The sequence below is a fragment of the Bifidobacterium choerinum genome (genome assembly GCF_002761235.1).
Lineage (GTDB): Bacteria > Actinomycetota > Actinomycetes > Actinomycetales > Bifidobacteriaceae > Bifidobacterium > Bifidobacterium choerinum.
In genome coordinates, this window is record NZ_CP018044.1 from 1,392,709 (window position 1) to 1,407,789 (window position 15,081).

Sequence of the window (15,081 nt, forward strand, 5' to 3'; positions counted from 1 at the left end):
GCTGTAGGACAGTCTAGTCGGTCGGCCTCCGGCCGCCGCGGATTGCGGCGACGGTGAACGGGCGGCGGGACATGTTGGACGCCTCGAGCGACTGCGCGAGCGAGAGCGCGGGCGTGCGGGCGCCCAGGTCCTCGTGCCAGCGTGCCGAGACGGCGAGGAAGATCAGATAGACGTACGGCATGCCGAGGTTCGTCTCCAGCAGCGAATCGATGACGAGCGGCCTGAGCGACTGCGCGGCGCTCAGACCGGCGCTGCGGATGCCGCCGAGCAGCAGCGCGAGCTCCCACGCGAACTGGATGCCGATGCCGCATACGAGCAGCCAGCGGATGTCGACGCGCAGCGCCGGGCGCGCGGCGAAGCCCAGATTGTAGACGACGAGGGCCGCATAGCCGGCGAACAGGATGAGCGCCATCCAGCCGTGGTAGGCGCCGGTCGTGCGCTGGATGACGATCGGGTCGGCGGCCTGGGCAGGCAGGAAGCGGGACGTGATCGTCTGCGTGATGAGCGGCGCGCAGAACCACCAGCCGAAGATCAGCGTCGACCATTCGACGAGCCGGTCGTCACGGCGCAGATACAGCCAGATCCAGCTGAAGTTCGTGAAGCCGTAGCTCATCGACATCCACGCCAGCACCCAGAACAACGATGCGTTCGGCGAGATCGAGCGCGTGTGCAGGGCCAGATGGAAGATGCCGAAGTCGACGGCGAAGTACAGCAGCCCGGCGACGAGGCCGACGAGCACCGTCATGCGCCGGCGGCGCCACAGCAGCAGCGCGGCGTACAGCACGAGGAACATGATGTCGAGCCAGATGTAGCATGGGGCGAACTGGCGGCGCGCGACGAAATCGGAGGCGGCGGTCGCGGGTGTGGGCGTCGCGGCCGTCGTCATGGCGGTGGTCATCGCCATGTCCGCGGAAAGGGGAAGCGTCATCATGGTTCCAGCGTAGACGATGGGAGATGGGAAAGCGGACGACGGAAGCGGACGCGACGGGGAAGCCGACGACGATGGGGAAGTCGACGATGGAGGAAGCGGCGGGCGGCAAAAAAAGGGGCGGCCCCCGAAGCATCTAGATACCTTTGGGGGCCGCCTCGCCTGTTTCTCTTATCCTCTTGTCCATCATCTCCATCATCCGCGATCGCGTTCGCATCAGGAAACCATCAAGCCGGAAAGGAGTTCAGCGCCACATTGCGCTTTGTCTGTAACCCTGTGTCTGCAACTCTGTTGAATTATGCTTCCAGTCTACTCCCGATTGGCGCGCGACAGGCCCGGACACGGCCGCGACACGCCGTGTGGGCGTGCCGGAAGCAGATGGTGTATAGTGTTCATCTGTTGCCCGGTTCTACGGAGCCGTTGCGATGGTGGCTATAGCTCAGTTGGTAGAGCATCTGATTGTGGTTCAGAAGGTCGCGCGTTCGAGCCGCGTTAGCCACCCCACTGACGACCCTCCCTCGCGGAGGGTCTTTTTGTTTCTCTCGGCGCGACCACGGCAAACGGCTCCAATGGTGTCCCGTTCCATCGAATCAGTCGATGGAACGGGACGCAAAAGGGATGGTGTGCGTCCAGGTTCGTCGGGCCGGTCGACGGTTCGTCCCGCGAAGGGGGCGGTTCGCGTCCCGGTTCGTCGGCGGTGCCGATGGAGCGGGACACAGAGGGACACGGCGGGGGGCGATTGTGAAGACACACCGAGGGTGTCTTCACAATTGATTCTTATCCGGGATCCGTGCTATATTCATCGATTGTGTGTGCCAGCCACGCACCTTATGTAACAGGAGCATGTGCTGGGATATCCCCGAGTTCGTTTGTACCACGCGCAGTAATGCGACCAGTGAGAGAACGAAGGGTCATCGGGCCGGTGAACAGTGGCTGTCTTTTCTTCATTCAGTGAATCGGGGGAAAGTGAGGCTGCGATCAGTCGGCTTCACTAGGAAGAACAGAAACCACTGAATCGGAGAATTCAAGTTGCCTACTATTGAACAGCTTGTCCGTAAGGGACGTAAGGCAAAGCCGAAGAAGTCCAAGACCTTGGCGCTCAAGGGAAGCCCGCTGCGCCGCGGCGTGTGCACCCGTGTGTACACGACGACGCCGAAAAAGCCGAACTCGGCTCTGCGTAAGGTCGCTCGTGTGCGCCTGAGCTCGGGCGTCGAAGTCACCGCCTACATTCCGGGCGAGGGCCACAACCTGCAGGAGCACTCGATCGTGCTCGTGCGCGGCGGCCGTGTCAAGGATCTGCCGGGTGTGCGCTACCACATCGTGCGCGGTGCGCTCGATACCCAGGGTGTCAAGGATCGTAAGCAGGGCCGTTCCCTGTACGGAGCAAAGAAGGCGAAGTAAGAGATATGTCACGTAAAGGACCCGCCAAGAAACACCAGCTGCTGCCGGACCCGATCTACGGCTCGACCGTCGTGGCGCAGCTCATCAACAAGATTCTGCTTGACGGCAAGAAGTCGATCGCCGAGGACATCGTCTACTCCGCGCTCGACATGGTCAAGGAGAAGACCGACCAGGAGCCGGTCGCGGTGCTTAAGCGCGCGCTGGACAACATCCGCCCGTCCCTCGAGGTCCGCTCCCGCCGTGTCGGCGGTGCGACCTACCAGGTCCCGGTCGAGGTCAAGCCGGCCCGCGCGAACACGCTGTCGCTGCGCTGGCTGACCGACTTCTCCCGCGCCCGTCGCGAGAAGACGATGGCTGAGCGCCTCGCCAACGAGATCCTCGACGCATCCAACGGCCTCGGCGCCTCCGTGAAGCGCCGCGAGGACACGCACAAGATGGCGGAAGCCAACAAGGCCTTCGCTCATTACCGCTGGTAATTAGTCACAGAAACGAAGAGTTAAGGAACATTCATGGCACTGGACGTGCTTACCAACCTCAACCAGGTTCGTAACATCGGCATCATGGCGCATATCGATGCCGGTAAGACCACCACTACCGAGCGTATTCTGTACTACACCGGTAAGAACTACAAGATCGGCGAAACCCACGACGGCGCTTCGACGATGGACTTCATGGCCCAGGAGCAGGAGCGCGGCATCACCATCCAGTCCGCCGCGACGACGTGCTTCTGGAACCGCCAGACCCATGACACGGGCGATAAGTTCCAGATCAACATCATCGATACGCCGGGCCACGTCGACTTCACCGCCGAGGTGGAGCGTTCGCTGCGCGTCCTCGATGGCGCCGTCGCCGTCTTCGATGGCAAGGAGGGCGTCGAGCCGCAGTCCGAAACCGTGTGGCGTCAGGCCGACAAGTACGGCGTTCCGCGCATCTGCTTCATCAACAAGATGGACAAGCTCGGTGCCGACTTCTACTACTCGGTGGACACCATCAAGGAGAAGCTCGGCGCGACGCCGCTCGTCGTCCAGCTGCCGATCGGCGCTGAGAACGACTTCGTCGGCGTCGTCGACCTGATCCGCATGAAGGCCTACGTCTGGAACGACGTCAAGGACGACATGGGTGCTCACTACGACACCGTGGACATCCCGGACGATCTCAAGGAACGCGCCGAGCAGTACCGCGCCGAGCTCCTCGACCAGGTCGCGGAGTCCGACGAGGACCTCATCGAGAAGTACCTCGAGACCGGTGAGCTGAGCGAGGACGAGATCCGCAAGGGCATCCGCACGCTGACGATTTCGCGTCAGGCCTACCCGGTCCTGTGCGGCTCCGCGTTCAAGGACAAGGGCGTGCAGCCGATGCTGGACGCCGTCGTCGACTACCTGCCGAGCCCGGAGGACGTTCCATCCATCGTCGGCTTCGACCCGTCCGACGAGTCCATCGAGATCGACCGCAAGCCGACGCTCGACGACCCGTTCTCGGCGCTCGTCTTCAAGATCTCGACGCACCCGTTCTACGGCAAGCTCGTCTTCGTGCGCGTCTACTCCGGCTCCGTCAAGCCGGGCGACAACGTGCTCGATTCGACGAAGGGCAAGAAGGAACGCGTCGGCAAGATCTTCCAGATGCACGCCGACAAGGAGAACCCGGTCGACGCGGCCGAGGCGGGCAACATCTACACCTTCGTCGGTCTGAAGAACGTCACGACCGGCGACACGCTGTGCGATGAGAAGCACCCGATCTCGCTCGAGTCGATGACTTTCCCGGACCCGGTCATCGAGGTGGCCGTCGAGCCGAAGACGAAGGCCGACCAGGAGAAGATGAGCCTCGCCCTCGCGAAGCTCTCCGACGAGGATCCGACCTTCCAGGTCAAGACCGACGAAGAGTCCGGCCAGACCCTCATCTCCGGCATGGGCGAGCTCCAGCTCGACATCATCGTCGACCGTATGCGCCGCGAGTTCAAGGTCGAGTGCAACGTCGGCAAGCCGCAGGTCGCCTACCGTGAGACGATCCGCAAGGCCGTCATGGGCCAGGAGTACACGCACAAGAAGCAGACGGGTGGTTCCGGCCAGTTCGCGAAGGTCCTGATGAACTTCGAGCCGCTCGATACCGAGAACGGCGAGGTCTACGAGTTCGTCAACGAGGTCACCGGCGGCCACATCACGAAGGAATTCATTCCTTCGATCGATGCGGGCGTGCAGGAGGCCATGGAGTCCGGCATCCTCGCCGGCTTCCCGGTCGTCGGCGTCAAGGCGACGATCGTCGATGGCCAGGTTCACGACGTCGATTCCTCGGAAATGGCGTTCAAGATCGCAGGTTCGATGTGCTTCAAGGAAGCCGCCCCGAAGGCCAAGCCGGTCATCCTCGAGCCGATCATGGCCGTCGAGGTCCGTACTCCGGAGGAGTACATGGGCGACGTCATGGGCGACCTTAACTCCCGCCGTGGCGCCATCCAGTCGATGAACGACGCCACCGGCGTCAAGGTCATCGACGCGAAGGTGCCGCTGTCCGAGATGTTCGGCTACATCGGCGACCTGCGTTCCAAGACCCAGGGCCGCGCGATGTTCACGATGCAGATGGACTCCTATGCGGAGGTCCCGAAGGCCGTCGCGGACGAGATCATCAAGGCCCAGCGCGGTGAGTGACACGCGCTGCCATTTGGCTTGAACCTGTCCCCAGTCAGCGCTAATATTCTGTAGCGCTGACTGGGTTCGGGCTCTACAAGTGGCGAAAACCCAGAAACCCAGTAAACTGTAGCAAGTGCCTTGAGCGATCAAGGCTTACTACGAGAACGTCCAGGAGGACAAACACATGGCAAAGGAAAAGTACGAGCGTACTAAGCCGCACGTTAACATTGGTACGATCGGCCACGTCGATCACGGCAAGACGACCCTGACCGCAGCGATCTCCAAGGTCCTGCACGATGAGTATCCGGATCTGAACCCGGAGTACGACTTCAACCAGATCGACGCCGCTCCGGAAGAGCAGCAGCGTGGTATCACCATCAACATCGCCCACATCGAGTACCAGACCGCGAAGCGTCACTACGCTCACGTCGACTGCCCGGGCCACGCCGACTTCGTCAAGAACATGATCACCGGCGCCGCCCAGATGGATGGCGCAATCCTCGTTGTGGCCGCCACCGACGGCCCGATGGCCCAGACCCGCGAGCACGTTCTGCTCGCCCGTCAGGTCGGCGTTCCGAAGATCCTCGTCGCGCTGAACAAGTGCGATATGGTCGACGATGAGGAGCTCATCGAGCTCGTCGAGGAAGAGGTCCGTGACCTCCTCGACGAGAACGGCTTCGACCGTGACTGCCCGGTCGTCCACACCTCCGCTTACGGCGCGCTGCATGACGACGCTCCGGATCACGAGAAGTGGGTTGCGACGATCAAGGAACTCATGGATGACGTCGACGACTACATCCCGACCCCGGTCCATGACCTCGACAAGCCGTTCCTGATGCCGATCGAGGACGTCTTCACGATCTCCGGTCGTGGTACCGTCGTCACCGGCCGTGTCGAGCGTGGCCGCCTGCCGATCAACACCAACGTCGAGATCGTCGGCATCCGCCCGACCCAGACCACCACCGTCACCTCCATCGAGACCTTCCACAAGCAGATGGACGAGTGCGAGGCTGGCGACAACACCGGTCTGCTGCTGCGCGGCATCAACCGTACCGACGTCGAGCGTGGCCAGGTCGTGGCCGCTCCGGGTTCGGTCACCCCGCACACCAAGTTCGAAGGCGAAGTCTACGTCCTCACCAAGGATGAGGGCGGCCGTCACTCGCCGTTCTTCTCGAACTACCGTCCGCAGTTCTACTTCCGCACGACGGACGTCACCGGCGTCATCACGCTGCCGGAAGGCGTCGAGATGGTTCAGCCTGGCGATCACGCGACCTTCACGGTCGAGCTCATCCAGCCGATCGCTATGGAAGAGGGCCTCACCTTCGCAGTGCGCGAAGGCGGCCACACCGTCGGCTCGGGCCGTGTCACCAAGATCCTCGGCTGATTCGATTCAGCGTTGATCTGACGCGGTAGTACGCGACTGATCGGAAAGCCCCACCTGATTCATTCAGGTGGGGCTTTCCTTGTTATTACGTTGTTTCTACGTCCCGCAACGCCCGATGTGAGGATTCGGGTGGAGGTTGATTTGAGGTCGATCACACGCCGCTATTAGCGGCCATTGTCTGCAGTCGGTGGTTGAGGTCAATCATGGACTGCTGTCGGGTCGGCGGTCGTAAGGCATAAAAACAGCCGCCCGTAGGGGCGGCTGCGGAGAGGGATGGGAATCGGCGGCTAGTCGAGTTCGGTCGCGACTTCGCGCGCCGGCGCGCCGGCGCGGTCGTCGGCCGGCAGCACACGGTCGAGACCGACCATCAGATAGCCGAAGGCGATGAACGCGATAAGCAGGACGCCGATCCAGCGCAGGACGCCGCCGACGCCGAGCTGCGCGGCGTCGAGGAAGAAATAGGGGTAGAGCAGCGGCGTGTCGGGGTCGAAATGGCACAGCCATGCGCGGATGTAGACGAAGCCGACGTAGCACAGCGGGAAGATCGTCGCGGCGAAGGGCCAGGTCCAGCGCACACGGCGGTGTTCGTAGCACAGCAGCCAGTCGAAGGTGAACATCAGCGGCAGCGCGACGTGGAAGAGCAGGCTCGTCACCTGGAAGTTCTGCGCGGGGTCACGGTCGGGCTGACCGGCGAGCAGCAGGTTGAAGACGAAGAACGTGAGCAGGATCGCGATGACGCTGACGAACTTGAGCTGCGGCGCGAAGTCGACCGGGCCGTCGTCGCGGCGGCGCGCCGTCCGGACGAGCTCACACAGCACGACGGTGATGCACAGGTAGTTCGACAGGTTCGTGAAGTAGACGAAGAAGTCGGCGTCGAACTCGGCGTCGTACAGGCCGATGCTGCCGAGGACGCCGACGGCGCCGAGCGCGACGTAGAAGGTCTGGAAGATGAGCTGCGCGGTTCTGCTGCGGATCATGGATGCTCCTGGGATGACGGTACGGGGATGGGCGGCGCCGGCGCGCGGGAGTCCCGTGCGCCGGCGCGACCGCTCCACGCTACGCCAGACGCGATCCGTCCGCGTTGTGCGACTCGCGCCAAGCGCGGCCGGCGAATTTGTGGGGAACCACAAAAAACGGCCGCCCGCACACCCCCCTCGCAAGGTGCGCGGATGGCCGTCGCATGAGGCGCGTGGACGCGCGGATCAGCGGAATGTGACCGTGTGCAGGCCGTCCTTGTGCAGGTCGACGACCTTGATCGACTCGACGTTGCCGTTGGCGTCGAGCGAGACGACGACCGGGTTCATCGCCTTGATCGCCGCATCGGAGAACTCGGTGTGGCCGGACGGCGACGACTTGAGCAGGATCATCGGCAGGTCGTTGCGCAGCGTGTCCTCGGCGTCCGAACGCGCGTCGTTGACGAGGAGGACCTGGCCGTCCTCCTGGCCGGCGAAGTCCATCAGCAGACGGACGATGTCGCCGCGGCGCATGTTCGGCACGGCGACCGCCGTGTCGCCGTGCTCGCGGATCTCGCGGTGGATCGCGTCGACGCCCTTGAAGTCGACGTCGATGACGTCGGCGGACGGCGGCACGGTAGGCAGGACGTGCTTCTCGTCGATGATGGCGAGCTTGCGCGTGCCGGCGACGGCGTTGACGAGGGACTGGAACGTCGTGACCTTGTCCGCGAGCGGCGCGGCGCCGACGATGATGACGGAACGGCCGTCGAGCAGCGCGTCGTTGACGAGTGAATCGATCTGGATGCCTCCTTGACATAGGTCCTGCTAACAGGTATAGCGCGCCGCGGCGGCGCCGTGCGGGCGTTGTCGTCGATGGCGTAACCGCGTCCGCGCGGCGCGCCGCCGCCGGTTTCCCGCCGTGCGCCCCTCCCGCGCCGCTGCGCGGACCGCATATGCGGACTGTATAGAGGTGCTGGCATAATATGCAAGGCTCTTTGTATAGCTGCATGACACGTCGAATGAATAGGTGAGTAATTTGGCACAGACTACCAACGACATCAAGAACGGATCGATCCTCAACCTTGACGGCCAGCTGTGGCAGGTCATCAAGTTCCAGCACGTCAAGCCGGGCAAGGGCCCCGCCTTCGTGCGCACGACGATCAAGAACGTCCTGTCGGGCAAGATCGTCGACAAGACCTTCAACGCGGGCATGAAGATGGAGTTCGAGACCGTCGACAACCGCACGCTGCAGTACTCCTACGACGACGGCGACAACTTCGTCTTCATGGACATGACCACCTACGACCAGGTCATGATCCCGAAGACGCTCGTCGGCGACAAGGCGAAGTACCTGCTCGAGGGCACCGACTGCATCGTCTCCTTCCACGACGGCCAGCCGCTGTCCGTCGAGCTGCCGGCCTCCGTCGTCCTGACCGTCACCCACACCGAGCCGGGCCTGCAGGGCAACCGCTCGAACGCCGGCACGAAGCCGGCGACCGTCGAGACCGGCGCCGAGATCCAGGTGCCGCTGTTCATCGGCGAGGGCGAGAAGGTCAAGGTCAGCACCGAGGACGGCTCCTATCTGGGCCGCGAGAACTGATCCGGGACAAGCAGTAAGGATCACAGCTCCATGGCACGTTCCACCGCTCGCAAGAGGGCTCTGAACACGTTGTATGAAGCGGACGAGAAGGGACAGGACATCCTGTCCCTTCTTGATGAGCGCATCGCACAGCCCGGTGCGCAGACGCCGCTTCCCGACTACGCCGTCGAAATCGTGCGCGGCGTCGCCGACCACCGTCGCGACATCGACCGCATGCTCAACGACCATTCCACCAGCTGGAAGGTGCGCCGCATGCACGTCGTCGACCGTAATATCCTTCGTATTGCGACTTGGGAGATCGTCTACAACGACGATGTCCCCGACAAAGTGGCCATCGATGAAGCGATCAACCTCGCCAAGACCTTGTGCGACGACGACGCGCCGTCCTTCATCCACGGCTTGCTCAGCGCGATAAGCGCCGCCGAGCATCCCGACGGCAAGGACGCACGACCGGATCAGGCCGAATAGCCTCACGCGTTTGGCCGGGTCGCGAGTCTCAACCGGCCGCTATCCATCCTTTCGACAACAACTGATGAATGGGGGTTTGGGTGAACCAGATCGACTCGGCATCCGCTTTCACCACCGATGATGCCGTCCTCGTGCTCGAGGACGGACAGGTCTATGTGGGCGAACCTTACGGAGCGCGCGGAGAGACGCGCGGGGAGATCGTCTTCTCCACCGCGATGACCGGCTATCAGGAGACGCTCACCGATCCAAGCTACGACAGGCAGATCGTCGTGCAGACGTTCCCGCACATCGGAGACACCGGCGTCAACGACGAGGACCCGGAGTCCTCGCGCATCTGGGTCGCCGGCTACGTCGTGCGCGACCCCAGCCCGACGGTGAGCAACTGGCGTGCCGACGGCACACTCGACGACGCGCTCGTCGCCGACGGCATCGTCGGCATCAGCCACATCGACACCCGCAAGCTCGTGCGCCATCTGCGCGATGCCGGCGTCATGCGCGCCGGCATCTTCTCCGGCGACGTCCTCGTCGGCGCCGACGGCGAGCCGCGCACGATCGAATCGCTGCTCGACGACGTGCGCGCCACGCCGCAGATGAAGGGCATGGGCCTGTACGACGAGGTGAGCACCGACAAGGCCTACGTCATCGAGCCGGCCGGCGAGTTCGAGGGACACGAGCCCGTCGCGACCGTCGCCGCGATCGACCTGGGCATCAAGGCGATGACGCCGCACCGCATGGCCGAACGCGGCTGCCGCGTCCATGTGCTGCCGTCGACGACGACCTTCGAGCAGATCGAGGAGCTCAACCCCGACGGCGTCTTCTTCTCCAACGGACCGGGCGACCCGGAGCAGGCCGACGACATGGTCGCGCTGCTGCGCCGCGTGCTTGACGCCGGCTACCCGTTCTTCGGCATCTGCTTCGGCAACCAGCTGCTCGGCCGCGCGCTCGGCTTCGGCACCTACAAGCTCAAGTTCGGCCATCGCGGCGTCAACCAGCCGGTCAAGGACCTGACGACCGGCAAGGTCGAGGTGACCGCGCACAACCACGGCTTCGCCGTCGACGCCCCGATCGGCGAGACGGTCGACGCGCCGTACGACGGCGGCCGTTACGGCAAGGTCTTCGTCAGCCACGTCGACCTCAACGACGACGTCGTCGAAGGCCTGCAGTGCGTCGACATCCCCGCCTTCTCCGTCCAGTACCATCCGGAGGCCGCCGCCGGCCCGCACGACGCCGCCTATCTGTTCGACCGCTTCGTCGCGATGATGAACGACGCCAACGCCAAGAATGCCAAGGAGGAATCCACGAATGCCCAAGCGTAACGACATCAAGTCGGTAATGGTCATCGGCTCCGGCCCGATCGTCATCGGTCAGGCCGCCGAGTTCGACTATTCGGGAACCCAGGCCTGCCGCGTCCTGCGCGAGGAGGGCATCCGCGTCATCCTCGTCAACTCCAACCCGGCCACGATCATGACCGACCCGGAGATGGCCGACGCCACCTACATCGAGCCGATCGCCACGCCGATCCTCGAACGCATCATCGCCAAGGAGCGCCCCGACGCGCTGCTGCCGACGCTCGGCGGACAGACCGCGCTCAACGCGGCCGTCGCGCTCGGCGAGGCCGGCGTGCTCAAGAAGTACAACGTCGAGCTCATCGGCGCCTCGCTCGAGGCGATCGACCGCGGTGAGGACCGCGAATCGTTCAAGAAGGTCGTTGAGGAGGCCGGCGCCGAGTCGGCGCGCTCCGACATCGCGCACACGCTCGAGGAGGTCGATGCGATCGCCGAACGCTTCGGGTTCCCGCTCGTCGTGCGCCCGTCGTTCACGATGGGCGGCCTCGGCTCCGGCATCGCGCACGACACCGAGGAGCTGCACCGCATCGCCGGTGCCGGCATCCATTATTCGCCGACCGACGAGGTGCTCATCGAGGAGGGCATCGAGGGCTGGAAGGAATACGAGCTCGAGCTGATGCGCGACCGCAACGACAACGTCGTGGTCGTCTGCCCGATCGAGAACGTCGACCCGGTCGGCGTGCACACCGGCGACTCGATCACCGTCGCCCCGGTGTTCACGCTCACCGACCGCGAATACCAGAAGCTGCGCGACATCGGCATCGCGATCATCCGCGGCGTCGGCGTCGACACCGGCGGCTGCAACATTCAGTTCGCGATCCACCCGAAGACCGGCCGCATCATCGTCATCGAGATGAACCCGCGCGTCTCGCGCTCGTCGGCGCTCGCGTCGAAGGCCACCGGCTTCCCGATCGCGAAGATCGCGACGAAGCTCGCGCTCGGCTACACGCTCGACGAGATCCAGAACGACATCACGAAGTCGACGCCGGCGAGCTTCGAACCGACGATCGACTACGTCGTCACGAAGGTGCCGCGCTTCGCGTTCGAGAAGTTCCCGGGCGCCGACCCGACGCTGACGACGTCGATGAAGTCGGTCGGCGAGGCGATGGCGCTCGCCGGCAACTTCGAGGAGTCGCTCGGCAAGGCGATGCGTTCGATCGACAAGCGCGACATGGCCTTCTCGTGGGACGGCGACAAGCCGTCCGCCGACGGGGTCGCCGAGCTGCTCGAGGCGATGCGCACGCCGACCGAGCACCGCTACCTGCAGCTGATGCGCGCGATCTGGGGCGGCGCCACCGAGGAGCAGATCTTCGAGGCGACGAAGATCGACCCGTGGTTCATCCGTCAGTTCACGCGCATCAACGACATGGCGATGCAGGTGCGCGCCGCCGAGACGCTGTCGCCGCGCCTGCTCAAGAAGGCGAAGCTCGCGGGCCTGTCCGACCTGCAGATCGCGCATCTGCGCGGCCTGGGCGACGCCGGCGAGAACACGATCCGCGAACTGCGCTGGAACTACGGCCTGCACCCGGTCTACAAGACCGTCGACACCTGCGCTGCCGAGTTCGACGCGGCCACGCCGTACTACTATTCGTGCTACGCCGACGAGACCGAGCTGCGCCGCCGCGACCGCGAGGCCGTCATCATCCTCGGATCCGGCCCCAACCGCATCGGCCAGGGCATCGAGTTCGACTACACCTGCGTGCACGCGGTGCAGGAGCTCGGCAAGGACTATGACACGATCATGGTCAACTGCAACCCGGAGACCGTCTCGACCGACTACGACATGTCCGACCGCCTCTATTTCGAGCCGCTGACCTTCGAGGACGTCCTCGAGATCTACGAAGCCGAGAAGAAGATGGGCCCGATCAAGGGCGTTATCGTGCAGCTCGGCGGCCAGACGCCGCTGTCGCTCGCCGCGCGGCTCAAGGCCGCCGGCGTGCCGATCCTCGGCACGACCCCCGAATCGATCGATCTGGCCGAGAACCGCGAGCTCTTCGGTGAGGTGCTGCGCGCCGAGAAGCTCAACGCGCCGCGCTTCGGCACCGCGCTCAGCCTCGGCGAGGCGCTCGACGCCGCGCACAACATCGGCTACCCGGTGCTCGTGCGCCCGAGCTACGTGCTCGGCGGACGCGGCATGGAGATCGTTTACGACGACGCCCAGCTCGAGAAGTACGTCAACCGCGCGCTCGACCAGGCGCAGGCCGACACGGTCGTCTCCGGACGCCTGCCCTCGCCGCTGCTCATCGACAAGTTCCTGCAGGATGCGATCGAGATCGACGTCGACGCATTGTTCGACGGCCACGAGCTGTACATCGGCGGCATCATGGAACACATCGAGGAGGCTGGCGTCCACTCCGGCGACGCGGCGTGCACGCTGCCGCCAAGCACGCTGAGCGACGACCAGATCCGCCGTCTGCGCGAGGCGACGCTCGCGATCGCCAAGGGCTGCGGCGTGCAGGGCCTGATCAACGTGCAGTACGCGTTCATGGCGAACACGCTCTACGTCATCGAGGCGAACCCGCGCGCGTCGCGCACCGTGCCCTTCGCGTCGAAGGCAACCGGCGTCGCGCTCGCGAAGGCCGCGGCGCGCATCATGGTCGGCGAGACGATCCAGCAGCAGCGCGACAACGGCCTGCTGCTGCCGCACGGCGACGGCGGCGACGCGCGCATCGGACAGCAGGTGGCCGTCAAGGAGTCGGTGCTGCCGTTCAAGCGCTTCCGCACGCCGGTCGGCAAGACCGTCGACATCCTGCTCGGACCCGAGATGCGTTCGACCGGCGAGGTCATGGGCTTCGACCGCGACTTCCCGCACGCCTTCGCGAAGAGCCAGCTTTCGGCGTACGAGGGCGGCCTGCCGACCTCCGGCACCGTCTTCCTCTCGGTCAACGACACCGACAAGCGCCAGCTGCCGCTGTTCGCCGTGCGCCTCGTCGAGCTCGGCTTCACGATCTGCGCGACCGAAGGCACCGCCTCGGTGCTGCGCCGCTACGGCATCGATTCGAAGATCGTCGACAAGATCACGGCGCGCGTCGACACCGACCCGGACGCCCCGGTCGAGGTGCGCAAGGCGGCCGGCAGCATCGGCAAGAACGTCGTCGAGCTGATCGAGGAAGGCAAGATCGACCTCATCCTCAACACGCCGAACTCGCGTGGTTCGCGTTCGGACGGGTATTCGATCCGCGCCGCGGCGATCGCCGCCGATGTGCCGCAGTTTACGACGATGACCGAATTCGCTGCGGTACTATTGGCGATAGAGGCGGTCAAGGCGAACGACTACCAGGTCATGAGCATCCAGGAGCATGCCCGTGAGCTGTTCGCCCTCGAACGCCGTGCGCAGGACAACGGATAACCGACCAACCTCATCAGGGGAGGAGCAGCATCATGACCGACCCCAGCACGCAGGAGCAGCTTGCATTGCGGTCCGACTTCGGACTGCGGCTGAGCAATTCGATGAAACGGTACGGCCCACTGTGCGTGGGCATCGACCCGCATCGCCAGCTGCTTGCGGACTGGGGCTATGACATCGACGCGCAGGGCGCCGAGCTCTACGCGATGCGCATGCTGCAGGCGGCCAACGGACGCGCGGCCGCCGTCAAATTCCAGACCTCGATGTTCGAGCGCTACGGCTCACGCGGGTACGCGGCGCTCGAGCGCGTCCTCTTCGCCGCGCGGCAGATGGACATCATCACAATCGTCGACTGCCTGCACGGCGGACTGTCGACGACGATCTCGGCGATCTCCGACGCCTACTTCAAGCCGAACGCGCCGATGCTCGCCGACGCGATCACGCTGCTGCCGTACTACGGCGCGCGTTCGCTCAGCGGCGTCATCGAGGACGCGCTCAACAACGGGCGCGGCGTGTTCGTCGCGTCGCTCACATCGAATCCGGAAGGCGCGAGCCTGCAGACGGCGATCCGCCAGACCGGCGAATACAAAGGCAAGACGGTTGCCTACGGCATCGCCAACACCGCGCAGAAATACAATGTGGACACACCGGGCCTCGGCTCGGTCGGCCTGATCATCGGCGCGACGATCGGGCAGTGGCTGCAGGAGAGCGGCGTGGCGCCGTCGAGCTTCACCGGACCGATCCTCTCGCCGGGCTACGGCTGGCAGGGCGCCGAGGCGAGCGACCTCAAGACCGTGTTCCGCGGCACGCGCGGCAACGTGCTCGTCACCGTCTCGCGCGCGATCGCCGAGCACGGTCCGGACATCCAGTCGCTGATCCAGGCCACCGAGAGCATCGCGCTCGACGTGCGGCTCGCACTGATGGAGGAGGCGCTCGACTGAAAAGGCGGCGCCGGACGGCGGTCGTCGGCCGGCAATCATCAACCAACACGGCGGCCTGGCCGCCGCATCAACGTGACGGGAAACGGAACGTGG

General features: G+C 64.6%; 13 protein-coding genes and 1 tRNA gene. 11 read left to right on the plus strand and 3 right to left on the minus strand.

The annotated features are described in order from the left end of the window. Positions 1–13: 13 nt before the first annotated feature. Positions 14–931, minus strand: a complete 918-nt coding sequence (locus tag BcFMB_RS05565; protein ID WP_157775135.1) for a hypothetical protein — start codon at positions 929–931, stop codon at positions 14–16. 425 nt (positions 932–1,356) lie between these two features. On the opposite strand from BcFMB_RS05565, the gene BcFMB_RS05570 reads away from it, so the two are divergent. From BcFMB_RS05570 to tuf, 5 genes are all read left to right on the plus strand, one after another. After that, positions 1,357–1,432, plus strand: a tRNA-His gene (locus BcFMB_RS05570). Positions 1,433–1,957: 525 nt separating this feature from the next. After that, positions 1,958–2,329 carry a 30S ribosomal protein S12 gene (rpsL, locus tag BcFMB_RS05575; protein WP_006294990.1) on the plus strand — a complete coding sequence of 124 codons (372 nt, stop codon included), beginning with the start codon at positions 1,958–1,960 and terminating at the stop codon, positions 2,327–2,329. A gap of 5 nt (positions 2,330–2,334) precedes the next feature. Beyond that, positions 2,335–2,805 (plus strand): 30S ribosomal protein S7, encoded by a 471-nt coding sequence (gene rpsG / locus BcFMB_RS05580; RefSeq protein ID WP_003813834.1) that lies wholly within the window; start codon positions 2,335–2,337, stop codon positions 2,803–2,805. Positions 2,806–2,838: 33 nt separating this feature from the next. Continuing rightward, on the plus strand, positions 2,839–4,968 hold the full coding sequence (gene fusA, locus BcFMB_RS05585) for an elongation factor G (protein WP_024540764.1): 2,130 nt from the start codon (positions 2,839–2,841) through the stop codon (positions 4,966–4,968). A 166-nt stretch (positions 4,969–5,134) separates the two neighbouring features. After that, positions 5,135–6,334 (plus strand): elongation factor Tu, encoded by a 1,200-nt coding sequence (tuf, locus tag BcFMB_RS05590; protein WP_024540765.1) that lies wholly within the window; start codon positions 5,135–5,137, stop codon positions 6,332–6,334. 287 nt (positions 6,335–6,621) lie between these two features. Here tuf and BcFMB_RS05595 read toward each other — a convergent pair whose 3' ends face one another. Both BcFMB_RS05595 and BcFMB_RS05600 read right to left on the minus strand, forming a co-directional pair. Beyond that, a complete protein-coding gene (locus tag BcFMB_RS05595) occupies positions 6,622–7,311 on the minus strand; it encodes a Pr6Pr family membrane protein (RefSeq protein ID WP_099721246.1) in 690 nt (229 codons plus the stop codon). A 225-nt stretch (positions 7,312–7,536) separates the two neighbouring features. After that, positions 7,537–7,923: a hypothetical protein gene (locus tag BcFMB_RS05600; RefSeq protein WP_232513757.1), complete on the minus strand. Its 387-nt coding sequence runs from the start codon at positions 7,921–7,923 to the stop codon at positions 7,537–7,539. A gap of 12 nt (positions 7,924–7,935) precedes the next feature. On the opposite strand from BcFMB_RS05600, the gene BcFMB_RS09840 reads away from it, so the two are divergent. The 6 genes from BcFMB_RS09840 to pyrF all read left to right on the plus strand — a co-directional run bounded on the left by BcFMB_RS09840 (position 7,936) and on the right by pyrF (position 14,988). Further along, positions 7,936–8,079, plus strand: coding sequence for a hypothetical protein (locus tag BcFMB_RS09840; RefSeq protein ID WP_232513758.1), 144 nt, complete (start codon positions 7,936–7,938; stop codon positions 8,077–8,079). A gap of 244 nt (positions 8,080–8,323) precedes the next feature. Next, positions 8,324–8,887 carry an elongation factor P gene (gene efp, locus BcFMB_RS05605; protein ID WP_024540768.1) on the plus strand — a complete coding sequence of 188 codons (564 nt, stop codon included), beginning with the start codon at positions 8,324–8,326 and terminating at the stop codon, positions 8,885–8,887. 30 nt (positions 8,888–8,917) lie between these two features. Beyond that, positions 8,918–9,355 (plus strand): transcription antitermination factor NusB, encoded by a 438-nt coding sequence (gene nusB / locus BcFMB_RS05610; protein WP_024540769.1) that lies wholly within the window; start codon positions 8,918–8,920, stop codon positions 9,353–9,355. Positions 9,356–9,435: 80 nt separating this feature from the next. Further along, a complete protein-coding gene (carA, locus tag BcFMB_RS05615) occupies positions 9,436–10,671 on the plus strand; it encodes a glutamine-hydrolyzing carbamoyl-phosphate synthase small subunit (RefSeq protein WP_024540770.1) in 1,236 nt (411 codons plus the stop codon). Next, positions 10,658–14,050 (plus strand): carbamoyl-phosphate synthase large subunit, encoded by a 3,393-nt coding sequence (gene carB, locus BcFMB_RS05620; RefSeq protein WP_099721248.1) that lies wholly within the window; start codon positions 10,658–10,660, stop codon positions 14,048–14,050. The genes carA and carB overlap by 14 nt, the downstream gene beginning before the upstream one ends. 32 nt (positions 14,051–14,082) lie before the next feature. Next, positions 14,083–14,988, plus strand: coding sequence for an orotidine-5'-phosphate decarboxylase (gene pyrF / locus BcFMB_RS05625; RefSeq protein WP_099721249.1), 906 nt, complete (start codon positions 14,083–14,085; stop codon positions 14,986–14,988). Positions 14,989–15,081 lie beyond the last annotated feature (93 nt).

Coding starts and splice junctions, on each gene's coding strand:
- BcFMB_RS05565 (WP_157775135.1), bottom strand. CDS start 931: ATGATGACGCTTCCCCTTTCCGCGGACATGGCGATGACCACCGCCATG.
- rpsG (WP_003813834.1), top strand. CDS start 2,335: ATGTCACGTAAAGGACCCGCCAAGAAACACCAGCTGCTGCCGGACCCG.
- fusA (WP_024540764.1), top strand. CDS start 2,839: ATGGCACTGGACGTGCTTACCAACCTCAACCAGGTTCGTAACATCGGC.
- tuf (WP_024540765.1), top strand. CDS start 5,135: ATGGCAAAGGAAAAGTACGAGCGTACTAAGCCGCACGTTAACATTGGT.
- BcFMB_RS05595 (WP_099721246.1), bottom strand. CDS start 7,311: ATGATCCGCAGCAGAACCGCGCAGCTCATCTTCCAGACCTTCTACGTC.
- nusB (WP_024540769.1), top strand. CDS start 8,918: ATGGCACGTTCCACCGCTCGCAAGAGGGCTCTGAACACGTTGTATGAA.
- carB (WP_099721248.1), top strand. CDS start 10,658: ATGCCCAAGCGTAACGACATCAAGTCGGTAATGGTCATCGGCTCCGGC.
- pyrF (WP_099721249.1), top strand. CDS start 14,083: ATGACCGACCCCAGCACGCAGGAGCAGCTTGCATTGCGGTCCGACTTC.